At 67.6% G+C, this 23,048-nt stretch carries 13 protein-coding genes; 5 read left to right on the top strand and 8 right to left on the bottom strand.

What is annotated here, in order from left to right; genetic code table 11:
• Positions 1-80: 80 nt before the first annotated feature.
• Positions 81-2,117, bottom strand: a complete 2,037-nt coding sequence (gene recD / locus AAG895_RS01555) for an exodeoxyribonuclease V subunit alpha (RefSeq protein ID WP_345793812.1) — start codon at positions 2,115-2,117, stop codon at positions 81-83.
• A gap of 10 nt (positions 2,118-2,127) precedes the next feature.
• Positions 2,128-6,096, bottom strand: a complete 3,969-nt coding sequence (locus tag AAG895_RS01550) for a UvrD-helicase domain-containing protein (RefSeq protein ID WP_345793811.1) — start codon at positions 6,094-6,096, stop codon at positions 2,128-2,130.
• Between the two features lie 424 nt (positions 6,097-6,520).
• Between AAG895_RS01550 and putP the strand changes: the two genes are divergently transcribed.
• Complete coding sequence (gene putP / locus AAG895_RS01545) at positions 6,521-8,011, top strand: sodium/proline symporter PutP (RefSeq protein ID WP_345793810.1); 1,491 nt, start codon at positions 6,521-6,523, stop codon at positions 8,009-8,011.
• A 56-nt stretch (positions 8,012-8,067) separates the two neighbouring features.
• Complete coding sequence (putA, locus tag AAG895_RS01540) at positions 8,068-11,733, top strand: bifunctional proline dehydrogenase/L-glutamate gamma-semialdehyde dehydrogenase PutA (protein WP_345793809.1); 3,666 nt, start codon at positions 8,068-8,070, stop codon at positions 11,731-11,733.
• Positions 11,734-11,746: 13 nt separating this feature from the next.
• Here putA and AAG895_RS01535 read toward each other — a convergent pair whose 3' ends face one another.
• Complete coding sequence (locus AAG895_RS01535) at positions 11,747-11,956, bottom strand: hypothetical protein (protein WP_345793808.1); 210 nt, start codon at positions 11,954-11,956, stop codon at positions 11,747-11,749.
• A gap of 113 nt (positions 11,957-12,069) precedes the next feature.
• On the opposite strand from AAG895_RS01535, the gene AAG895_RS01530 reads away from it, so the two are divergent.
• Positions 12,070-13,002 carry a LysR family transcriptional regulator gene (locus tag AAG895_RS01530; protein ID WP_345793807.1) on the top strand — a complete coding sequence of 311 codons (933 nt, stop codon included), beginning with the start codon at positions 12,070-12,072 and terminating at the stop codon, positions 13,000-13,002.
• Between the two features lie 79 nt (positions 13,003-13,081).
• Here AAG895_RS01530 and AAG895_RS01525 read toward each other — a convergent pair whose 3' ends face one another.
• The 3 genes from AAG895_RS01525 to AAG895_RS01515 form a co-directional block, all read right to left on the bottom strand.
• Positions 13,082-13,564 (bottom strand): cupin domain-containing protein, encoded by a 483-nt coding sequence (locus AAG895_RS01525; RefSeq protein ID WP_345793806.1) that lies wholly within the window; start codon positions 13,562-13,564, stop codon positions 13,082-13,084.
• Positions 13,565-14,037: 473 nt separating this feature from the next.
• Positions 14,038-15,051 carry an integron integrase gene (locus AAG895_RS01520; protein ID WP_345793805.1) on the bottom strand — a complete coding sequence of 338 codons (1,014 nt, stop codon included), beginning with the start codon at positions 15,049-15,051 and terminating at the stop codon, positions 14,038-14,040.
• Between the two features lie 1,078 nt (positions 15,052-16,129).
• On the bottom strand, positions 16,130-17,260 hold the full coding sequence (locus AAG895_RS01515; protein WP_345793803.1) for an ISAs1 family transposase: 1,131 nt from the start codon (positions 17,258-17,260) through the stop codon (positions 16,130-16,132).
• A 213-nt stretch (positions 17,261-17,473) separates the two neighbouring features.
• Here AAG895_RS01515 and AAG895_RS01510 point away from each other — a divergent pair, with 213 nt between their 5' ends.
• Entirely contained in the window at positions 17,474-18,295 is an 822-nt protein-coding gene (locus AAG895_RS01510; RefSeq protein ID WP_345793804.1) for a trypsin-like peptidase domain-containing protein, read from the top strand.
• A 282-nt stretch (positions 18,296-18,577) separates the two neighbouring features.
• On the opposite strand, the gene AAG895_RS01505 is transcribed toward AAG895_RS01510, so the two are convergent.
• Positions 18,578-19,708 carry an ISAs1 family transposase gene (locus tag AAG895_RS01505; RefSeq protein ID WP_345793803.1) on the bottom strand — a complete coding sequence of 377 codons (1,131 nt, stop codon included), beginning with the start codon at positions 19,706-19,708 and terminating at the stop codon, positions 18,578-18,580.
• A gap of 150 nt (positions 19,709-19,858) precedes the next feature.
• Positions 19,859-20,944, bottom strand: coding sequence for an IS110 family transposase (locus tag AAG895_RS01500; RefSeq protein WP_345793802.1), 1,086 nt, complete (start codon positions 20,942-20,944; stop codon positions 19,859-19,861).
• A gap of 500 nt (positions 20,945-21,444) precedes the next feature.
• On the opposite strand from AAG895_RS01500, the gene AAG895_RS01495 reads away from it, so the two are divergent.
• Entirely contained in the window at positions 21,445-22,983 is a 1,539-nt protein-coding gene (locus AAG895_RS01495) for a cryptochrome/photolyase family protein (RefSeq protein WP_345793801.1), read from the top strand.
• Positions 22,984-23,048 lie beyond the last annotated feature (65 nt).

Genomic DNA, 23,048 nt, shown 5'->3' with positions numbered 1-23,048 from the left:
CCGGCGCGGCTGGCATCGTCGGCAGGCAGGCCGGATCGCGGCGCGAAAGCGCATCCCCGCCCGCGCGCGGCTGAGCGCCGCTAGCGCACCCCTGACCGCTCGCGGAGCGCCTCGCGCATGCGGTCGCGCAGGCCCGAGGCGCGCGCACTGCGGGCCGCGCAGCCGGCGACGAGGACCTCCGCCGCGCCCGCCAACGTGACCCGCCGCGCCGCGCGGGTGATGCCGGTGTAGATGAGCTCGCGGGTGAGCACCCGCGCCGGCGTGTGCGGCAGCACCAAGGCAACCTCCTCGAACTCGGAACCCTGGCTCTTGTGCACGGTGAGCGCGAACGCGCTGTCATGCGCTGGCAGACGCAGCGGCGGCAGCGCGCGGAATCCGCCGCCCGGGGCGGGGAAGAACACGCGCAGCGCGCCCTGCGCGGCGGGGTCGGGCAGGCACAGCCCGATGTCGCCGTTGAAGAGGCCGAGCGCATAGTCGTTGGCGAGCACGATCACCGGCCGCCCGAGCATCCAGCGTGCCGCCGTACCGCGCGCCGGCGCCAGGCCGAGGCGCGCCCGCAGGCGGCTCTCGAGATGGGCGTTGAGCGCCGCCAGGCCGCGCCCGCCCTCGCGCACCGCGACCAGCACGCGGAAGCGCTCGAAGGCGCGCGTGGCCGCCGCCACGTCCTCGGGCGCACGGCGCAGGCATTCGAAATAGTCGGCGTAGCCCGACTCCAGGGCGGCGATCAGCTGCGGCCCGGGGCGCGCCCCGCCGTCCTCGATCCAGCGCACCGACGCGTCCTCCCCTGCACGCAGCCAGGCCAGCGCGCGCGCGCCCTGCCCTTCGCGCACCTCCGCCGCCAGCCGGCCGATGCCGGAGTCGGCGCGGAAGCGGTGGCTCTCGGTAAGCCAGACCACGCAGTCCGCCAGCACGCCCGGGGAAGCCGCTGCGGCGGACACGACATCCACGGACGCGCTGCCCAGCCCCAGCCGGGCGCACACCGGCGCGCTGAACACGCGCTCGGCCGACAGCTCGGCGAACACCGCGCCGGCCTCGACCGCGGCGAGCTGGTCCTTGTCGCCCAGCAGCACCAGCCGCGCCCCGGGCGGCAGGGCGTCGAGCAGGCGCGCGGCGAGCGCGAGGTCGAGCATCGAGGCCTCGTCCACCACCAGCACGTCGAGCGCGAGCGGGTTGCCGGCGTGATGCCGGAAGCGTCCCGCCTCGGGGGTGACGCCGAGCAGGCGATGCACGGTGAACGCCTCGTCGGGAAGGCGTGCGGCGAGCGCCTCGGGGAGCGTCTGCGCGCGCTGGCGCAGGGCCTCGAGCATGCGCGCGGCGGCCTTGCCGGTGGGTGCGGCGAGCGCGATACGCAGCGCCTGGCGCTCCGCCAGCAGGCAGGCGAGCAGCGCGGCCACGGTGGTGGTCTTGCCGGTGCCGGGCCCGCCGCTGATCACCGTGAGCCGGGCGCGCAGCGCGAGCATGACGGCGATGCGCTGCCAGTCGGGCGCGGCGGCGACGCTGCGCGGCGGGAACAGGGTGTCGAGCAGGGTCGCGGTGGCGTCGCCGCGCTGCGACCCTGCCGGACCGGCCGCCGCCTCCAGCGCGGATGCGCTGCCGGCGGCGCGTGCGACCAGCGCCTGCGCCAGCGCGCGTTCCTGGTCGAAGCTGCGGCGCAGGTAGAGGCGGTCGCCGTCGTCGACCACGAGCGGATGCGCCGAACGGCCTGCGCACGCCTGCGCGGCCGCCACCGCCACGCCGCTGGCGAGCAGCTGCGCGCGCAGGCGCGCGCAGGCGGCGGACGGCGCGGCGGGCGCCTTCCAGCCCTCGTCGGCGATGGGCCAGGAGGACGCGATGCCGCCGAGCGAGGGCACGTCAGGTGCGTCCGACCCCAGCGGGTCGATGTCATCGGCCCACGGCCTGCCCAGCTCATCCGCGGGCGGCCCGTCGCCTGCGGCGTCCGACGCCGAGACGGCCGGATCCGCCAGCGCCGCGAGCGGCACGCAGACATGGCCGGCGGCGTTGGCGAGCGCGAGCCGCCGGCCCACCGCGGCGAGCGTGGCAAGGCCGTCGGCCGGCGCGTCGAGCGCCGTCGCCCAGGCGACGAGGTGGCGGGCGAAGCCTTCGGCGAGATCCTTCATGCCTGCGACCTCACGCGGTCTCGAGCGCCGTCGCCTGCACGCGCGCCGCGAGCAGCGCGTCGAGCGCGAGCAGGGTCGCGGGCGGGCAGCGGTGGTGGAACACGCCGGCGGGCTGGCCGTCGATCCGCCAGCGCGGACGCACCCCGCGCACGAACAGGTAGAGCGCGCCGCCGAAGTGGCGCGCCGGGTCGTAGCCCGGCAGGCTGCGCGCGAGGTGGCGATGCAGGGCGACGCTGTAGATCAGGTGCTGCAGGTGGTAGCCGTGGGCCTGCATCGCGAGTTCCAGCCGCGCCGGGGCGTAGTCCTCGGGCTGGTCGCCGAGGTGGTTGGACTTCCAGTCCAGCACCCAGAAGCGCCCGCCGTGCTCGAAGACGAGGTCGATGAAGCCCTTGAGGTAGCCGTCGAGGTCGGCGAAGGCGAGCCGCGGCACGCCGTAGCCCTGCGCCGCCAGCCAGGCGTTAAGTTGGTCGGCGCTCAGCCGCGGCGCCGGCAGGTGGAAGCCGAGCTCGACCAGGCGGCGCGCGCGCGGCAGCTCGCCGAGGCGCAGCGCCGGGGCCTCGCCCTCGGCCGCCCGCAGCGGGGTGGCGAGCACGTCTTCCAGCAGGCCGCGGAGCATGCGCCGCAGGCGCGCCTGCTCGGCGCCGCGGCCGCCGGCTGCAGCGCCATCGCCCAGGGTCTGCGGATGCATCGCCAGGGCCGCGTCGATCGCGGCATCCCAGCCCGCCGGGTCGGTGAAGTCGATGGCTTCGAACAAGGCGTGCATGCAGTCGCCCGCCGAGGGCCCGCGCGGGAAGCGGAGGACGTCGTCGGCCGCCGGCACCCAGGGTCGAAGGCCAGCCTGCGGATCACGCGCGTCGTGCCCGCCATGCTCGGGCATGCCCACGCCCTCGGGCGCGACGCCCCGGTCGTCCGCAGCCAGGGCGCCCGGGGCATCCGGCGCTTCGCCTGCCAGCAGGCGGATCGCTCGCGCCGGCAGGGCCGCCGCGTCGTAGTCCTGCGCGGCGCGCTCGTGGGTGGCGCCGGAGATCAGCGCGCTGAAGCTGCCGACGCGCCAGCCGGACGGCAGCGCGGGCGGACGTTGCGCACGCGGGCGCTGCCCGGCGCCGGCGGGCGGAGCGAGCGGCGCGCCCTCGCCCGCGGGCAGCTCCGACAGCTGCATCACCGGCTGACCGCCGAGGACGGCGGCGGCGACCAGCGCCCGCCAGTGCGCGTCGGTGCCGGCGGGCGTGGGCTTGTGGGCGGCCCATTCCTGCGCGCTCATGCCGGCGCCGGCGACCATCCAGTTGAGCAGGCTGCGCCCGCCCTCGCTGTGGTTGCGGCGGCCGAAGCTCAGGCTGGCGTAGCTGCCGACCACCAGGTAGCAGCGATGCACCGCACGCGTGAGCGCGACGTAGATCAGACGCAGGTCCTCGGCCTGCTGCTCGCGGCGCAGGCGCGCCTTGACCTCGGCATCCTCGGCGGCGCCCGCGCGGTAGTCGAGCACCAGCGTGCCGTCGTCGTCGTGCCAGGCGCGCATCGCCCCCTCGCCGCCGTTGCGGCCGTAGCCGTCGAACAGGAAGGGGCAGAACACGATGCCGTACTCGAGACCCTTGGCGCGGTGGATGGTGACGATCTGCACCAGGTTGCGGTCGGACTCGAGGCGCAGCTGGGTGGCCTCGCCGCCGCCGGTTTCGGCGCGGCGGCCTGCGAGCGTGCGCAGCAGCACCTCGGGCGCCGCGCTGCCGGCGTCCTGCTGCAGCAGCTCGGCCAGATGCATGAGGTTGGTGAGCCGGCGCTCGCCGTCGGGCCGCGCCAGCAGGCGCGCGGCCACGCCCTCGTCGGCCATCCACTGCCGCAGCATCACCCCGAAGCCGCGCGTCAGCCACAGCTCGCGCCAGCGCGCGAAGGCGTCCAGGGTGGCGAGCAGCGCGCCTTCGTCCTCTGCGAGGCGGGCGAGCGCGGCGGCGTCGCGCCCCATCGCCGCGGTGGCGAGCGCAGCCTTGACGCGGCGCTCGCGCAAGGGCTCGGCGATCGCCAGCAGCACGCGCTCGAGCTCCTCGGCGTCGTCGGTGTGATACACGCTGGCCTGCGACAGCTCGACGCTGCCCACGCCAAAAGCGGCGAGCGCACGGCGCATGCGCGCGCCCTGGCCGTGGCTGCGCACCAGCACTGCGATGTCGGCGGGCGCGAGCGGCGCATCGCCGATGCGCACCCGGCCCTGCGCGCCGGCGGCGAGCAGGCGGGCGATCTCGGCGGCGGTCGCGAGCGCCGCGCGCTGCAGTGCGACCGCACGCAGCAGCCGGCTGCCGCCGCCCTCGCCCTCATCCTCGTCGACGCGCTCGTCGCGCGGAATGCGCCACAGCTGCAGCGGCGCCTGCGGGCCGGCCGCGGTGTCGTCATGCAGCTGCGCCCGCGCCCGGCTGCCCGCGCCCACGCGCACGTAGTCGAGGCCGTCCATCATGAACACCGCCGGGTTGGCGCCGAACAGCCGGTTGCAGGCCTCGATCAGCGCCGGCGCCGAGCGCTGGTTGTGGCGCAAGGTGTAGCGGCTGTCGGTGCGCTCGCGCGCGGCGAGATAGGTGAACAGGTCGGCGCTGCGGAAGCTGTAGATCGCCTGCTTGGGGTCGCCGACCAGGAACAGCGTGCCGTGGCGGCCTCCGGCGCGATAGATGCGGTCGAAGATGCCGAACTGCAGCGGGTCGGTGTCCTGGAACTCGTCGATCAGCGCCACCGGATAGCGCGCATGCAGCGCCGCGGCGAGCCAGGGCTGCTCGCCGTCGTGGAGCGCGCGGTGGGCGTTCCACAGGATGTCGTCGAAGGCGATCTGGCGGCGCTCGCGCTTGCGCTGGCGCAGCGCTGCCGCGGTGTGCTCGACGAAGCGGCGCAGCAGGCGCAGGCGGGCGTGCGCGCACCCGGCATCGACCGCGCCGCGCGCGGCGAGGAGCTCGGCGGCAAGCGCGAAAAAGGCGTGCTGCGGCGGCGCGATGCCCTGCTTGCGGCCGGCGGCCGTGGTGCGCTTCGCGAGCGTGTCGGCGGCGAGCAGCGCGAGCTTGCTGTCCTTGTCCCGGGGCAGCGGATGCAAGGGGTCGCCGGCCGCCAGCCAGTCGGCCCACTGCCGCGCCGCGCGGGCGACCGCCTCGGGCGAGTAGCTGTTGGCATTGAGCCCGCCGAGCGCCGCCTCCACCGCAGCCACCGCCGGAGCGAGCGTGGCGGCAGCCGCGCGCACGGCCGCGTAAGCCGACTGCAGGCGGACCTCGTCGGCCGCCAGGCGCTCACCGACGCCGGGCCCGCCCGCCACCGGCGCCGCGGCGTCCGCCTCCGAAGCGGGGGCGCCCGGCTCAGCGTCTGCGGCAGCGGGCGGGCCGGTCTCCGCATCCCACAGCGGCCGCGCGCATGGCCGCGCCATGTGGCGCTTGAGGATCTCGGCCCACGCCTCGGGACTGTCGCCGGACTGCAGCAGATGTGTCGCCAGCAGGGCCGGCAGCCCGCCGCCGGCGACCTCGCGCCGCCAGAAGTCCTGGGTGGCTTCGAGGCGCAGCGCGCTGTCGTCCTCGACCAGCTCGAGTTCGTAAGGCAGGCCGGCGGCGAACGGCGTGTCGGCGAGCGCACGCTGGCAGAAGCCGTGGATGGTGAAGATCGCCGCCTCGTCGAAGGTCTGCAGCGCCAGGCGCAGGCGGGTGGCGAGCCGCTCCTGCCCGTGGCCGGCGCTGGCCAGGTGCGCGAGCAGCTGGGGCACGAAAGGATCCGGCCCCGGCGTGCCGCCGTCGAGCACCTGCAGGGTCTCGACGATGCGCTCGCGGATCCGCCCCGACAGCTCGGCCGTCGCCGCCTTGGTGAAGGTGACCACGAGCAGCGACTCGACCGGCAGCTCGCGCTCGAGCAGCAGGCGCAGGTAGAGGCCGCAGATGTTCCAGGTCTTGCCGGTGCCGGCCGAGGCCTCGACCAGGCGGATGCCGTCGAGCGGGCAGGAAAAGACGTCGAGTTCGGGAGCGGCAGACATGGGCGGGGATGGTAGCGGTCGGGCGCGAGGGTCGCCAGCCCGGGCGGGCCGCAGCACGCGAACACCCTCGGGATTCGCGGCGGACGTCCCCACCAGGGCGGGCGGCGCGGCATGCGCCCGGTGGATCGATCGACAACCGAAGAGAACGATCTGCGACGGATGTTGACGAACAAGCTGAAGGCATCAGAGACCGTCTTCGAATCGCGCAGCGCATTTCCCGCTTGCGACGCTGCAGATCATGCGATCCGCAATTTTTCTTACCCGAAGCGCGTGGCATTAAAACGCCATTCGCATGCGCCGAGACTTCGGGTGCAGATACTGAATTCCCCGTTTTTCTTGAGCTTGCAGGCGCATTTACTATCCTGCAAACATGATTCAAAAAACCTTTCCGAGGTAATTCCGCCCCGAAGACAGGAGAATTCTTATGGCTATCGGTGTCTGGATCAGTCTCCTCGCATACTTTGCGCTCATGATCGCCATCGGCCTTTACGCGATGCGCAAATCCACGTCTTCGTCCGAGGACTACATGCTTGCTGGCCGAAGCCTCAGCCCGCAGGTGGCGGCGCTGTCGGCGGGCGCGTCGGACATGAGTGGCTGGTTGCTGCTGGGCTTGCCCGGGGCGCTTTTCGTATCCGGCCTGGGCTCGGCGTGGATCGGCATCGGTCTTGTCGTGGGCGCGTTCTTCAACTGGCTGCTGGTCGCACCACGCCTTCGCGAACAGACGGTGCATTACGGCAATGCGATCACCATTCCCGAGTTCCTCGCAAACCGTTTCCCGACGCGGGCAATGTCGATCAGGCCGATATCGGCGATCGTCATCGTCGTCTTCTTCGCGGTCTATACGGCGTCAGGCCTGGTTGCCGGCGGCAAGCTGTTCGAGACCGCGTTTTCCGGAATCTTCAACTTCGGCGGCCTGAGCGACTACGCCGTGGGCATCGTGATCACCCTCGGTGTGGTGCTGGCCTATACCGTTGTCGGCGGCTTCCTGGCGGTGAGCATGACGGACTTCGTGCAGGGCTGCATCATGATGCTGGCGCTGATCATCATGCCCGCGGTGGTGCTCTTCGGCGAAGGGGGCGGCGGTTTCTCCCAGGCCTCACGGACCCTGAGCGAGGTCGATCCCACGCTGCTCTCGTGGACCGAGGGGCTGACCTTCATCGGCTGGTTGTCCGCGGTCACCTGGGGGCTGGGCTATTTCGGCCAGCCGCACATCATCGTGCGCTTCATGGCGATCCGGAGCCTGAAGGACGTCCCGATCGCCCGCAACATCGGCATGAGCTGGATGATCGTCTCGCTGATCGGCGCGATCTCGCTGGGCATCTTCGGCCGCGCCTATGCGATCCGCAACGGACTGGATGTGCAGGATCCGGAGACGATCTTCATCATCCTGGCCAATCTGCTGTTCCATCCGCTGATCACCGGTTTCCTGTACGCGGCCCTGCTCGCGGCGATCATGAGCACCGTTTCGAGCCAGCTCCTGGTCTCCTCGTCGTCGCTCACCGAGGACTTCTATCGCCTGTTCCTGCGCAAGAACGCGACGGACGCCGAGCGCGTGCGCATCGGCCGGATCTGTGTCGTGCTGGTCGGCCTGGTTGCAGCCGTCATCGCATCTGATCCGAACTCCCAGGTGCTGGCACTGGTCGGCAACGCGTGGGCGGGCTTCGGCGCGGCGTTCGGGCCGCTGATCATCCTGTCGCTGATGTGGCCGCGCACCAACGGCGCGGGCGCCATCGCCGGCATGCTCGTGGGGGCCGCCACGGTCATGATCTGGATTTCGCTGGGCTGGAGCGGCGCGTTCATGGGTGGCCCCGGTGTGTACGAAATCATTCCGGGCTTCATCGCTTCGTTCATCGCGATCGTGGTGGTGAGCAGCGTGACCGCCGATGCGGGCGAATATCAGCACATCGATCGCTGATCGGAGGACGCGTGACGCGTCCCCCCCTTGTGTCGGCCAGCGAGGAGAGACTGAGCATGAACGAGGCGAATCAAACTCCCCAGCATGAGATCAGCGGGCCGCGCGCGCGCATCCGCGACGACTATTTCGCCGACGAGGCGAGCGTGTTGCACGGGCTGCTCGACCGTATCCGGCTGTCGGCGGACGAGCGCCGCAAGGTGTCCGACGCCGGCGCCCGCTACGTGGAGCGTGTGCGCCAGGAAACCTCGCCGTCGATGATGGAGGCGTTCCTGGCCGAGTACGGACTCTCCACCGCCGAGGGCGTCGGGCTCATGTGCCTGGCGGAAGCGCTGCTGCGGGTCCCCGATGCGGAAACCATCGACGACCTCATCCACGACAAGATCGAGCCCTCCGACTGGGGCGCGCACCTCGGCAGGTCCTCGTCGTCGCTGGTGAACGCCTCGACCTGGGCGCTGATGCTGACCGGCAAGGTCCTCGACGACGACCCCAAGGGGCCGGTGCGCGCACTGCGCGGCCTGGTGCGGCGCATGGGCGAGCCCCTGGTGCGCAGCGCGGTCGGCCAGTCGATGAAGATCCTCGGACGCCAGTTCGTGCTCGGCCAGACCATCGAGGAGGGCCTGAAGAACGCGCGCGAGCTCGAGAAGCAGGGCTACACCTATTCCTACGACATGCTGGGCGAGGCGGCGCGGACCGACGAGGACGCCGTCCGCTATCACGCCGCCTACGCCCGCGCGATCAGCGCGATCGCCGGCCAGGCCAAGGGCGACGTGCGATCCAGCCCCGGCATCTCGGTAAAGCTCTCGGCGCTGCATCCGCGCTACGAATCCACCCACCGCGACCAGGTCATCGCCGAGCTGGTGCCGCGCGCGCTGGACCTGGCGAAACGGGCCGCCAAGGCCAACATCGGCTTCAACATCGACGCCGAGGAGCAGGACCGGCTGGATCTGTCGCTCGACGTGATCGAGGCGCTGCTGTCCGACCCCGGCCTGGCCGGCTGGAACGGATTCGGGGTCGTCGTGCAGGCCTACGGGCGGCGAGCGGCGCCGGTGATCGAGGCGCTCCACGCCCTTGCCGAGCGGCTCGACCGCAGGATCATGGTGCGGCTGGTGAAGGGCGCCTACTGGGACAGCGAGATCAAGCTGGCGCAGGAACTGGGCGTCGAGACCTTCCCGGTCTTCACCCGCAAGGTGAACACCGATGTCAGCTACATGGCCTGCGCGCAGATGCTGCTCGATCGCCGCGACCGCATCTATCCGCAGTTCGCGACCCACAACGCCCACACCTGCGCCGCCGTGCTGGCCATGGCCGGTGCGGACAAGGACAGCTTCGAGTTCCAGCGCCTGCACGGCATGGGCGAGTCGCTGCATCACATCGTCAGCCAGTCGGAGGGGACGCATTGCCGGATCTACGCGCCGGTCGGCGCGCACCGTGACCTGCTGGCCTATCTGGTCCGCCGTCTGCTCGAGAACGGGGCGAACTCCTCGTTCGTGAACCAGGTGGTGGACACCGCGATCGCCCCCAGCGAGATCGCGCGCGACCCGGTCACCGAGCTGCAGCGCCTGGGCGATGCCATCGCCAACCCCTCGATCCGTCCGCCCGGCGCGCTGTTCGCGCCCGAGCGCAGGAACTCCCGCGGCTACCGCATCAACGAACCGGCCTCGATCCTGCCGCTCTTGAAGGCGCGCGAGGCCTTCGCCGACACGACCTGGACGGCCGCCCCGATGCTGGCGGGCAGCCCGGCGCCGCGAGGACCGGCGCGCGATGTCGTGTCTCCGGCCGACCCTGCGCGCGTGGTCGGCAAGGTGCACGAGGCGACGCCCGACGAGGTGGCGGCCGCCCTCGACGCCGCCGAGGAAGGCTTCCGCGCGTGGTCGGCGCGGCCGGTGGCCGAACGGGCGGCGGTGTTGCGCCGCACCGCCGATCTCTACGAGGAACATGTCGCCGAGCTGACCGCGATCACCGCCCGCGAGGCCGGCAAGATGCTGTCCGACAGCATCGCCGAGGTGCGCGAGGCGGTGGACTTCCTGCGCTACTACGCGAATGAGGGCGAGCGGCTGGAAGCGGAAGAGCCCGGCAGCGCCCGCGGCATCTTCGTCTGCATCAGCCCGTGGAACTTCCCGCTGGCGATCACCACCGGCCAGATCGCCGCCGCGCTGGTGGCCGGTAACGCGGTGCTCGCCAAGCCCGCCGAGCAGACCCCGCTGATCGCCGCCCGTGCCGTCGCGCTGATGCGCGAGGCCGGGCTGCCGGAGGCCGCACTGCAGCTGCTGCCCGGCGACGGGCCGACGGTGGGCGGGCCGCTGACCAGCGATCCGCGCATCGCCGGCGTGTGCTTCACCGGCTCGACCCCGGTGGCGCAGATCATCCACACCGCCCTGGCGCAGAACGCGGGGCCGGACGCGGTGCTGATCGCCGAGACCGGCGGCCTGAATTCGATGATCGTGGACTCCACGGCGCTGACCGAGCAGGCGGTGCGCGACATCCTCATCTCGTCCTTCCAGTCGGCCGGCCAGCGCTGTTCGGCGCTCAGGATGCTGTACGTCCAGGAAGAGGCGCGCGAGCGGCTGCTCGACATGCTCCACGGCGCCATGGACGCGCTCACCATCGGCGATCCGTGGAACACCGACACCGACGTGTCGCCGGTGATCGACGCCGACGCCCGCGACGAGATCAGCGCCTATGTGGCCGCACACGAGAAGGCCGGCAAGGTGCTGAAGAAGCTGCCCGCGCCCGAGGTCGGCACCTTCGTCAGCCCGGCGGTGATCGAGGTGGGGGGCATCGAGGACCTCGAGCGCGAGATCTTCGGCCCGGTCCTGCACGTGGCGACCTTCAAGGCACGAGACCTCGACAAGGTGGTCGACGCGATCAACGCCCGGGGCTACGGGCTGACCTTCGGGCTGCATACGCGGATCGACGACCGCGTGCAGCAGATCGTCGAGCGTCTCCGCGTCGGCAACGTCTACGTCAATCGCAGCCAGATCGGCGCCATCGTCGGCTCCCAGCCCTTCGGCGGCGAGGGCCTCTCGGGCACCGGGCCCAAGGCCGGCGGCCCGCACTACGTCTCCCGCTTCCGCCGCACCGCCGCCGTGGAGCAGCACGACGCGCCGAAGGGCCGGGCCGTGCCGGTCGGCGAACTCCAGCCGGCCCTCGACGGGCTGAATGCAGGCAACTGGGCGGCGCGACACGATCGCATCGCGCTGCTGCGCAAGGCGCTGAGCGGCAGGAGCGGTCTGATCCGCAAGGCGCTCAACGAGACCGCGGCCCTGGACATGACGCCGCAGACGCTCCCCGGGCCGACCGGCGAGAGCAACCGCCTGTCGCTGTATGCGAAGGGCACGGTGCTCTGCCTCGGCCCGACGGCCGAGATCGCCGTCGCCCAGGCGGTGCAGGCGCTCGGTGCGGGCTGTGCCGCGGTGCTCGTCGCCCCCGACGCGAAGCAGGCCGCGAAGCCGCTGATCGATGCCGGGGCGCCCGTCGCCGCGCTCGACGGCACCGTCGCGGCCGAGACGCTGGGCGCGCTCAAGGGGATCGCGGCGGTGGCCGCAGCGGGCGCCAGCGACTGGACCCGAGGGCTACGCGTTGCGCTGGCCGGGCGCGACGGCGCCATCGTGCCGCTCGAGACCCAGGCCATCGCGCCGGAACGCTATGTGGTGGAGCGCCATCTGTGCATCGACACCACCGCGGCGGGGGGCAACGCGAGCCTGCTGGCGACGGCAGAGTAGGCGCCGCGCCCGCTCAACGCGCGGCGTGCGCGTCCGCCGATGCAGCACTGGACGGCGCAGCGATGCCCACCGCCGTCCAACTGCCGAGGCGGTGGTGCTGCGGCTGCCGGTCCGCCCACGCGGCGAGGCGCTCCATCCAGCTCACGGGGGAGGTCGCGGACCGCGGTGCGGGCCTCTCGAACGCCGGGGCGAGCGCGATGCGAGGCAGGTTGATGATGTTCATGGGGACCTCCAGATCGGCAGTGCCTGCATTGTGGCTATCGACATCTGCGCACACAATTGGGCAAACTGCGAACGAACTTTGCACATTTGCAAAGTCTTCGTGGAGACCCTGTCATGCCCGATCTGGAATGGAGTGACCTCCGGCACGCGCTCGCCGTGGGCGAAACGGGCTCGCTGGCGGGGGCCTCGCGCCTGCTCGGCGTCAATCACACGACCGTGCTACGCCGGCTCGACGCGCTGGAGGCGAAGCTCGGCACGCGCCTGTTCGAACGCAAGCGCAGCGGCTACGCGCCCACCGACGCCGGGCAGACCGTGCTCGCGCACGCGCGCCACATGGCGGACCGGGTGGACGAGATCGAGCGCCAGATCCTGGGGCGCGATCGCGAGCTCACCGGGCTGCTGCAGGTCACGACCGCCTTCGTCATCATGGAACATCTGCTGCCCGGGCCGCTGGCCGAGTTCGCCCGTGCCTACCCCGGCATCGAGGTCGAGGTGTCCGAGAACGCGTATCTCGTCGACCTGTCGTGCAAACGGCCGGAGATCGTCGGCCAGAGCCTGGCGCAGCGGGAGGCGGACGTGGCGCTGCGGCTGTCGGGCCAGGTCTCCGAACATCTCGTCGGGCGCAATCTGGGCGTGACGCAGTGCCGCGTCTATGCCCGTCGCGGCGCACCCGGGCTGCCGCAATCCGTGCAGCCGCTCCCGGCACTGGTGCGCGATGCACCCTGGGTCGCCTTCGAGAAGAACCAGCAGGACCGCATCTACGACCGCTGGATGCGCGCGCAGATGGAACACGCGCGCGTCAGGGTCCGCGTGGATATCTTCAACGCGACCGCCGCCATGTTGCGTACCGGCATCGGCGTCGGCGTGCTCCCCACCTTCATGGAGGCCGCCAACCCTGATCTGGTGCCGGTGTCCGAGCCGATTCCCGAGCTGGCCGCACCGATCTGGATGCTGACCCACCCCGACCTGCGGCAGACGGCCCGGGTGCGCGCCTTCATGCAGCACGTCGGCGATGCGCTGGCCGAGCGCTTGCGCGCGATCATCTAGAAGCGCCGTCAGGGCGCGCCCCGTCAGGCCCGTCACCCCTGCAGCGCGGCGTCAGCGGCGACTGCACGGACGACACCCGCTAGCGGTAAGGCTCCCCATTCTTGTGCCTGAAGCGCCAAGCGCCGTTTTCCTCGTAGGCCTCGATGTCATCGTCCGGGTAGAACACGCCATCACCCGCCGTACGATCGCCGACCTCGAGATAGACCACAACGCCGCTGCCGCGGTTTACGAGCTGATGGCCTCCGCCCTCGCCCGCCTTGAAGCCCGCGCACATCCCCGGTCCAAGCTGCGTCTCTCCCGCCTCCGTTATGAGGACAGGCGCCCCTTCAAGAATGTAGATGAACTCATCCTGCCTGGCGTGCGAGTGCCTCAAGGCCGATATGGACCCCGGCGCCATGCGGGTGAGGTTGACGCCGAAATTGCTCAATCCGAAGACATCGCCAAGCTGGCGCTTGACCCGGCCCCGCATCATCGAGGCAAAGGGCTCCGGATAGTTCGATGGCTTGGTTCTCGGCGCCACATCGGCCGCGACCACAGCAACGGGCTTCGTGTCATTGGGCATTGGAGTCAGCCTTTCCTGAGCCACTAACGAACGGGGTTCATCCCTCGTACCACAGGCGCCGTTCACCGCACGGGCACATTCCACGAGGGATGGGCGTTGTCGAACTGAGCCGCCACTCAGGCGGCGATGCTCGGGATTCTACGAGCGCGTGGCGTCCGGCGTCAGGTCTTCCATTGGCTCGCTCCTGGCCGGCTGGATCCAATTCGGGCGTTCTCCTCTCAGTGGTGGCGATGTCACCTTACAGAGCGCAGCAGACGTTCAAGGCGATTGCTGAGTGCGAACTCCTCGGCCTGAACGGTCGCCTAGGGCGACCTCCGCCTGATCGCCAACGACAGCTCTGGGGCACTCAGCCCGACCTCACACATTCGGCCATCAGCGGACGCAGGGAGGACTTTCCGCAACCGGCCGTTCGATGCGGCACCGATGGCCTTCGCGCACGGGTAGTGAATCCGCCAGGATTGACTTGCGCTGCCCTACCTCTCACTAGAGAGGGGCGGCAGCGCATCAAGCGGTGAGCGCACTCCGGCACCGCCAACATTCAGCACATGCGTGTAAATCATCGTCGTGGAGACGTCGGAATGGCCGAGCAGATCCTGCACGGTTCGAATGTCATTACCGCTACGGAGCAAGGCCGTCGCGAACGAGTGGCGCAGGGTGTGCGGTGTAGCAGGCTTCGCGACACCTGCTTCTTCCACGGCACGTTTGAAGGCGCGCTGAAAGGTCTGGTCATACATATGATGGCGACGCACGACACCGCTCCGTGGGTCGGTCGAATGCGTGTGCTGCGCAAAGACCCAGAACCACGGCCAAGAATGCCCGGCGCGCGGATACTTCCGCTCAAGGGCGTCGGGAAGCGCAACGCCGCTGCGGCCCTCGGCCTGGTCCTTCAGCCACCATGCCCGGGCAAGCGCCAGCTGCTCGCGCAGGCCGAGCGCCAAGCTCTCGGGCAACATCAATGCCCGATCCTTGGAGCCCTTACCCTCCCGCACGATGATCGTGCCGTGATCGAAATCCAGATCCTTGACCCGCAGTTGCAAACCCTCGCTGATCCGCATGCCCGTTCCATACAGAAGCTGGGCACACAAACGATGCTCCCCTTCCAGAAAACCGAGGATGCGAACCACCTCATCCGGGGCCAGCACGACCGGCAAGCGCCGCGACGGCCGAGGTCTTCCGATCTCCTGAAGCCAAGGCAGATCTGCGCACAGCACCTTGCCGTACAAGAACAGCAAGGCCGCCAATGCCTGCCGATGTGTGGATGCCGAAACCTTACGCTCGTTCGCCAGCCAAGACAGGAATGCCTCGACTTCGCTGCTGCCCAAGGTTGCCGGGTGACGCACACCGTGGAAACGGATGAAGACACGAACCCAGTGGACATACGCCTGTTCGGTTCGTAAGCTGTAATGCAAGTAGCGTATGCGCTCACGCAACTGGTCCAGAACCTTGACCGAACGCAGCGGTGGTAACGGTGCAGTGCTGGTTTTCATGGCTTGTTATGACTGTTGTTTTGTACAGTTTATGCCTCGGGCATCCTAGCAGCAAGCGCGTTACGCCGTGGGTCGATGTTTGATGTTATGGAGCAGCAACGATGTTACGCAGCAGGGCAGTCGCCCTAAAACAAAGCTGGGCGACAGCAATTGACCCCTTTGATTTGCTCCTTCCATAAGAACAAATGGCGAACCTAGCGAAAGAATATCTTGAAGTTAGCGAGCTCGATTTCCTTGGGCCTTTCGCGAACCTATGGATGGGATTCAATTCCTGGTATCAGGACATACACCCTAACCAAGGGGATCAAAGCGGTTGCTTGCTTATGGCACGAACCATCCGCCCCGTCCTTGAACCCAAGCTTCTTGCGCTGAATGACGTAGACCCCTTCATAACTCAAGAAGTTGATTCATTGGCTACGTGCCATTGCAATGGCTACACCTATAGTCACGACGTCTCAGGTTTCAAGTTCCGGCTGCAATGCCAGAACCAAAATACTGTTACGGAGTTTCTCCAAAAAGCCAGTAACCACTCCTTGTTACGGCCACATACGGAGGGGCTACGATTCTTCGAGCCAATTGGAAGACCTGACTTGCTCTTCCAGCACCTCTACCGTACGTATAGACGGTGGGAAGCAAGCTCTGAGGGAATATTCCATTCCGCCAACGCAGCGCGAATAAGTACAAACCTGGCGCAAATCGGCGTCCAGCACTACGGTCATATGCTGTTTCACAACTTCGCTACCGTTGCAGGTACAGGGCTCTATAGCCTAGATAGCGTGTTTGGGCCTGGTCGTATTGGACTGCTTTCTTCGATCAACGTACCAAAGCGAAAAGACGTCGTTATAGCCTTTGGCGATAATTCACCAGAGTCCTGTGCATTCGACCTTCGAGGAAAAGCACCAGACATCACGTCGCTGTATCTGTATGTTCTGTACAAATTTCGCTGTGAGTATTTCCACGGAAACATAGACCCAAGAGTCCGTGCTAACCAAGAACTTGCAAAGAGTGCGTTCTTTAGCTTGCGTGAGTTAATGGAGGCAACGGTTGTCTAGGCCGTCGCCCCAGGGCAATCGCACCTTCATGTCATAACCCCAAGCAGCTCGGCGCGAAATTCGTCGATCGTCGCCGCCAGCATGCGCTTGGACTTGATGCTCGCCTTGCGGGTCGTGTTGAGCCGCAGCAGGTTCATCACGATGTGGCGAACGATGGCGAAATTGTTGGCAGCGTAGCGGGTGCGAACGCGTGACTGATCCTCGTTGAACTGTACATCCAGACACCAATGAAGCCGATTCTCGATCTCCCAGTGGCTGCGTACGGCCCGAGCGATGCGCTCGGCGTCGGCGGGCAGGCTGCTGATGTAGAAGACGCGCTCGGTGCTGGTGTGCTCGCCCACGGTGCGGATGCGCTCGACCGCCGCGAAGGTGGCCAGGTCCTGCCAGTCCTCGGACTTGTAGAGGCGGTCGATCGCGGCGTAGGCGCGGCATCGACGGATTTCGATGCGCCCGTGGTCCTTGATCGTGGTCTCATGCGTCGAGCTCGGCGTCAGCGGCCCGCGCGCATCGATGTCGGCAAACAGGATCGAATCGTGCAGGTTCGGATGGTTCTCCTTCACACACAGCACGTAATGCGCGCCGCGCTCGCGGATCGTGCGGGCGATCTTGGTCTGGGTGCCCATTGCATCGATCGTCACCACGCAGCCCTCGATCGCCAGCTTGGCGAGCAGTTCGGGAATCGCGGTGATCTCGTTCGACTTCTCGGCGGTCGCCGTCTGGCCCAGCACGACGCCCATGCCAGCCGCGAACGCGCTCACCAAGTGCAGCGGGCTGGCGTCGGTCTTGCCCTTGCCGCCCGAGCGCCTGCTGGTCTTCCCATCGATGGCCACGACCGTATCTCCGGCCAGCGCCGGCACCACCATGCCGACCCAGCGCCGGAACGCCGACTCGAACTCGTCCGGCGCGATCAGGCCGAACACGCGTCCGATCGTGTCGTGAGACGGGATGCCGTGCTCAAGCTTCATGAAGCCTCGCAGCCAGTCGATCTTGGCCTCGGCCCACAGCTCGATGTCGACGAAGTCGTCGACACCCGACAGCACCGCGCATACCGCCACCGTCAGCAACTCGGCCAAGTCGTGGCGCGCATGCCGCGCGCTGCGCGGGTCGGAAATCGAGACGAACACCTGCGTCAGCGGCATGACGTTTCCTGCCTTCATGGGATGCCCAAAAAGGTAGGAAACTACACAATTTATGACAATGTGAACAGGGGTCTCGCAAGGTCATGAAAGTTAACGAGTTATTGCATTAGCTTATGCGAAGTCGGTGCGATTGCCCTGGCCGTCGCCCAACCCATCATTCCACCGGACCTGCGCGAAAAACCGCGCAGGCCGGTGAATTCAGACGTTGGGCCGCAGAAATAGCGGAGCGCCATGCATTCTGAGCTTTATCAACGGGTCAGCCCGGCTTGCTGCTACATCACCGTCTTCTCTGGAGATGAAAAGATCAGCGAAGGAACAGGATTCGCTTTCAGTACGCAGGGTGAGGTGCTTACCGCCGCCCACGTTGTCACTGGTCGCTGGCCGATTCGCAAGAGTGACTACCAAGATCCGTCACAGAGAATTTTCTGCAAGTTCCCTGGTCTGCCAGTTCTGGAGTACGCCGTATTGGTTTGTGCAATTGACCTTGAAGTTTCTGCGTTCAAGAGCCCCGTGCAAATCGACTTGGCGGTGCTGCTCCTCAGATCGGACAACGCGACGATTCCGGCTGTGCCGTACATCCCTGCAAGAACCGCTGCACCACGCCTTGGCGAACAAGTTTTTATGGCGGGATACTCTGAAGAGCTGGAGCTTCCCTTTCGGGTGAATACATTGCTCCAGCCTGACTTCCCCGGAGTCGATCAGTTTCACATGGCCATGAGCAAGGGATATATGGCCGACATGATGGGCCCGCTTTTCAAACGCGGGGTTGTGGGAAACATCCGGAGCGTGGTTGCGGAGAACACGGAGGCTGGGGATAGGGTTCAGTGTGAGGTCATGTATATAGACAATGCTATGCACCCTGGTGCCAGTGGCGGCCCACTGTTCAACGCAAACGGGGAGGCAGTCGGTGTCGTGTCACAGCGTGCCGTGACGTCTGTGGACTCTGGGGATAAAGGAATGTTGCCCATCCCATCAGGGTGCACTGTTGCAGTGAGCCTTGCACCCATGATCCTTGTTGCGAAGCGAGCAGCAGAAGCGGGAATCAAAAGTTGAGTGGGCACGCTGCGGCCTAACAATTCCTATATGGACTCCCCCGTAAAGCAAGACGAATCGTGGTTTTGACTTTCCGGGGTGAATCACCTGCAGTCGTATATCCGGCATCTGTGGTGGGTTCTGAATGACCCGTGCCGACATGGAATCTGCCCGCGATGCGCCAATCGTTACAAGCGGCTGCTGGAGAGCCGGAAGAGTTATCGGCGTTCTGTCGCGTGGGTGTGACCCGGTTTGCCATGATGAGCGATCAGTCTCGGCGCAAGGGTCAGGGCAATCGCACCTTCATGTCATAACCCCAAGCAGCTCGGCGCGAAATTCGTCGATCGTCGCCGCCAGCATGCGCTTGGACTTGATGCTCGCCTTGCGGGTCGTGTTGAGCCGCAGCAGGTTCATCACGATGTGGCGAACGATGGCGAAATTGTTGGCAGCGTAGCGGGTGCGAACGCGTGACTGATCCTCGTTGAACTGTACATCCAGACACCAATGAAGCCGATTCTCGATCTCCCAGTGGCTGCGTACGGCCCGAGCGATGCGCTCGGCGTCGGCGGGCAGGCTGCTGATGTAGAAGACGCGCTCGGTGCTGGTGTGCTCGCCCACGGTGCGGATGCGCTCGACCGCCGCGAAGGTGGCCAGGTCCTGCCAGTCCTCGGACTTGTAGAGGCGGTCGATCGCGGCGTAGGCGCGGCATCGACGGATTTCGATGCGCCCGTGGTCCTTGATCGTGGTCTCATGCGTCGAGCTCGGCGTCAGCGGCCCGCGCGCATCGATGTCGGCAAACAGGATCGAATCGTGCAGGTTCGGATGGTTCTCCTTCACACACAGCACGTAATGCGCGCCGCGCTCGCGGATCGTGCGGGCGATCTTGGTCTGGGTGCCCATTGCATCGATCGTCACCACGCAGCCCTCGATCGCCAGCTTGGCGAGCAGTTCGGGAATCGCGGTGATCTCGTTCGACTTCTCGGCGGTCGCCGTCTGGCCCAGCACGACGCCCATGCCAGCCGCGAACGCGCTCACCAAGTGCAGCGGGCTGGCGTCGGTCTTGCCCTTGCCGCCCGAGCGCCTGCTGGTCTTCCCATCGATGGCCACGACCGTATCTCCGGCCAGCGCCGGCACCACCATGCCGACCCAGCGCCGGAACGCCGACTCGAACTCGTCCGGCGCGATCAGGCCGAACACGCGTCCGATCGTGTCGTGAGACGGGATGCCGTGCTCAAGCTTCATGAAGCCTCGCAGCCAGTCGATCTTGGCCTCGGCCCACAGCTCGATGTCGACGAAGTCGTCGACACCCGACAGCACCGCGCATACCGCCACCGTCAGCAACTCGGCCAAGTCGTGGCGCGCATGCCGCGCGCTGCGCGGGTCGGAAATCGAGACGAACACCTGCGTCAGCGGCATGACGTTTCCTGCCTTCATGGGATGCCCAAAAAGGTAGGAAACTACACAATTTATGACAATGTGAACAGGGGTCTCGCAAGGTCATGAAAGTTAACGAGTTATTGCATTAGCTTATGCGAAGTCGGTGCGATTGCCCTGGCGCAAGGGTGAGGAGAAAGGGTGAAGCGATCAGGCGGCAATGGCGAAGGCGGTGCGTTCGAGCTTCTTGTTCGGGCGCGGTTGCGGATTGCCATAGCCGGCATGGTCACGCAGTACGGCATAGCAGATGCGGGCAAGTTTATTGGCCAGCGCGCAGGCAGCCTTGTTGTGATTGGTGCGCTGCTGGACCTCGGTCGCCCAAGTGCGCAGGCCGTCCAGCGCCCTGCTCGCATTGCGGGCCAACGCCGCAGCCCGCAGTACGGCCCGGGCGCCATGGGTAAGCAACATCCGCAGATAGCGATCTCCGCGTTTGGAAATTCGACCGAGCTTCCGGGTGCTGCCCGAAGAGTATTCCTTGGGTGTGAGCCCGAACCAGCTCGCGAAATGGCGCGCATCCTTGAAGTGCGTGACGTCACCGCCGGTGGCCGCCACCATCGCCGTCGCGGTCAGCAGGCCAATGCCCGGTACCGACATCAGTTGTGTGCACGCGGTACTATGTCGTGCCATTTCGGTGAATTCGCGCTCCAGCTGCGCGATGCGCTGTTCGAGCAGGCGGATCTCTTCGATGAGCAGCCGCATCGTTTCGCGGATCAGCGCCGGCACCGGCGAGCGCGGGTCGGCCAGCACGCGGCTCATCGTCTCGACACCGGTGCGCGCACCTTGCGGGATGCTCAATCCAAACTCCCGGCAGAAGCCACGCAGTGCATTGATGCGCGAAGTACGCGTACTCATCCACAGCGAGCGAATCCGATGCAGGCCCTGCAGCGCCTGTTGCTCGACCGACTTCACGCGCACCGAATCGATGTCGGCCGCACGGGCCGCTTCGAGCAGCGCACGGGCATCGGCCGCGTCGGTCTTGTTGCGGCGGACGTAGGCGCGAACATAGGCTGCGGGGAGCAACCGCACCTCAATGCCAAGAGAATTGAGCCAGCGTGCCCAGTGATGCGCAGAACCGCAGGCTTCCATGATGACGAGCGCGACTTCGCGATTGGCGAACCAGCGTTCAAATTGAGCGCGGGTGAGACGATGGCTTTCGGTTACGCGCCAGGCCGAATCGGCCACCGCCAGTTGAAAGACGCTCTTGGCCAGGTCAACGGCAACGGTAGTAGCATGCATGACGGACTCCTCCTTCTGAAGACCGATCCCCATCCCCATGAGCACCGGTGGCGCCAATTGAGCGCCGAAAAGGAGGGGGAGTCCATCCCATCACTCAACCGGACCCATTGCGGCATGCGGCTAAAGGCCCGCCATTTCATTCTTGGCCTTTAGCCGCATTCCGCGATGGTCCAGTTGGCTCAAACGTTGAACGACAGCTTTCCCAAAAGCTCTACGGCTGCTCTGGGTCGCTCACGGAAGTCGGGGAACCGCGGAAACGGTCATTCCATATCGGTAATGGTGCTGCGGGCCGGATGACCGCACCGGCCGAGCTCCTTCCGTAGCCCTTCCGGCAGGTTTCAGGGCGCAGCAGCCGTTCAAGTGGCGGATCTCTTCAAAGGACGAATTCCCGCTCCTGCCCGAACTGAGCCGCCCCCCGCCGCCAACGCCCCATCCCCCTGCGGAACCCACCCGGCCGCCCAGCGCTCCATAGGCGACGCCTCAGTTCCTTCCCTCCAACAATGACCACCCTGCGCCTCATCCTCGGCGACCAGCTCAACGCCGCCCACTCCTGGTTCCGCGCCCCGCGCGCCGACGTGCTCTACCTGATGATGGAGGTGCGCAGCGAGACCGACTACGTACGCCACCACGCGCAGAAGGTACTGGCGATATTTGCCGCGATGCGCGCCTTCGCGGGGGCACTCGAGGCCGCCGGCCATCGCGTGCGCTATCTCAGGATCGGCGACGCGGACAACCGCCAGTCCTTCTCCGCCAACCTCGCACAGGTGGCCGCCGCGTGCGGCGCAACGCGCTTCGAACGCATGGAGGCCGACGAATGGCGGGTGGAGCGCGCGCTCGAAGCGGCCGCGGACGCGCTCGCGCTGCCGCATGCGGTGGTCGGCAGCGAGCACTTTCTCGCCGACCGTGCCGAGCTCGCCCCGCGCTTCGCCGCCAAGGTCCCGCGCATGGAGTTCTTCTACCGCGACATGCGCCGCCGCCATCGCATCCTGCTCGATGCGGAGGACGGCCCGGTCGGCGGGGTGTGGAACTTCGACGCGCTCAACCGCGAGAAATGGCCGGGCGATCCGCCCGCGCCGGAGTGGCCCTGGGGCGGCCACGACCTCGCCGCGCTGTGGGACGAGATCACCGTCGCCGGCGTGCAGACGATCGGCGCGCCGCATGCCGACTGCGTGCGCTGGCCACTCACCCGCCGCGAGGCGCGCGCCGGCCTGGCACACTTCGTCGAGCACGCCCTGCCCTGGTTCGGCCCCTACCAGGACGCGATGAGCACGCGCTCGACCACGCTGTTCCACTCGGGCCTGTCGTTCGCGCTCAACGTGAAGCTGCTGCACCCGCGCGAGGTCATCGACGCCGCGGTCGCGGCCTGGCAGGCGGGCAAGGTCGAGCTGGCGAGCTGCGAGGGCTTCGTGCGCCAGATCCTGGGCTGGAGGGAGTTCGTGCGCGGGGTGTATTGGGCGCGCATGCCGGGCTACGCGCAGACCAACGTGCTCGACGCCCACCGCCCGCTACCGGCCTGGTACTGGAGCGGCGACACGAAGATGGCCTGCCTGCGTCACGCGGTTTCGCAATCGCTGGACACCGCCTACGCCCACCACATCCAGCGTCTGATGATCACCGGCAACTTCGCGCTGCTCGCCGGCTGCGACCCGGACGAGGTCGACGCCTGGTACCTCGGCATCTACGCCGACGCCTTCGAGTGGGTGGAGATGCCCAACACCCGCGGCATGAGCCAGTTCGCCGACGGCGGCGTGATCGCCAGCAAGCCCTACGCCGGCGCGGCGAGCTACATCGGCAAGCAGTCGGACTACTGCAAAGGCTGCGCCTACGACCCCAAGCGCCGCCATGGGGCCAGCGGCTCGAAACCCGCCTGCCCCTTCAACAGCCTGTACTGGGACTTCCTGCTCCGCCACGAGGCCCGCTTCGCCCGCAACCCGCGCATGGCGATGCCGTACAAGGCGTGGGCCAAGATGGATGAGGCCGAACGCGCGGCGACCCGCAGCCAGGCCGCGACCTACCTGGCGCAGATCGACACCCTGTAGAACGGCGGTCGGCTGGAATGTGGCAGCGGCTCTTGTGGGAGCGGCTCTTGTGGAAGCAATTGTCT

Origin of the sequence: Thauera sp. JM12B12, assembly GCF_039614725.1 — a bacterium.
GTDB lineage: Bacteria > Pseudomonadota > Gammaproteobacteria > Burkholderiales > Rhodocyclaceae > Thauera.
The sequence above is the reverse complement of the archived record's forward strand: the minus strand, read 5'-3'. Positions and strand labels throughout refer to the sequence as shown.

Coding starts and splice junctions, on each gene's coding strand:
- AAG895_RS01520 (WP_345793805.1), bottom strand. CDS start 15,051: ATGAAAACCAGCACTGCACCGTTACCACCGCTGCGTTCGGTCAAGGTT.
- AAG895_RS01500 (WP_345793802.1), bottom strand. CDS start 20,944: ATGCATGCTACTACCGTTGCCGTTGACCTGGCCAAGAGCGTCTTTCAA.
- AAG895_RS01495 (WP_345793801.1), top strand. CDS start 21,445: ATGACCACCCTGCGCCTCATCCTCGGCGACCAGCTCAACGCCGCCCAC.
- AAG895_RS01530 (WP_345793807.1), top strand. CDS start 12,070: ATGCCCGATCTGGAATGGAGTGACCTCCGGCACGCGCTCGCCGTGGGC.
- putP (WP_345793810.1), top strand. CDS start 6,521: ATGGCTATCGGTGTCTGGATCAGTCTCCTCGCATACTTTGCGCTCATG.
- recD (WP_345793812.1), bottom strand. CDS start 2,117: ATGAAGGATCTCGCCGAAGGCTTCGCCCGCCACCTCGTCGCCTGGGCG.
- AAG895_RS01550 (WP_345793811.1), bottom strand. CDS start 6,096: ATGTCTGCCGCTCCCGAACTCGACGTCTTTTCCTGCCCGCTCGACGGC.
- AAG895_RS01525 (WP_345793806.1), bottom strand. CDS start 13,564: ATGCCCAATGACACGAAGCCCGTTGCTGTGGTCGCGGCCGATGTGGCG.
- AAG895_RS01535 (WP_345793808.1), bottom strand. CDS start 11,956: ATGAACATCATCAACCTGCCTCGCATCGCGCTCGCCCCGGCGTTCGAG.
- AAG895_RS01505 (WP_345793803.1), bottom strand. CDS start 19,708: ATGAAGGCAGGAAACGTCATGCCGCTGACGCAGGTGTTCGTCTCGATT.
- putA (WP_345793809.1), top strand. CDS start 8,068: ATGAACGAGGCGAATCAAACTCCCCAGCATGAGATCAGCGGGCCGCGC.
- AAG895_RS01515 (WP_345793803.1), bottom strand. CDS start 17,260: ATGAAGGCAGGAAACGTCATGCCGCTGACGCAGGTGTTCGTCTCGATT.
- AAG895_RS01510 (WP_345793804.1), top strand. CDS start 17,474: ATGCATTCTGAGCTTTATCAACGGGTCAGCCCGGCTTGCTGCTACATC.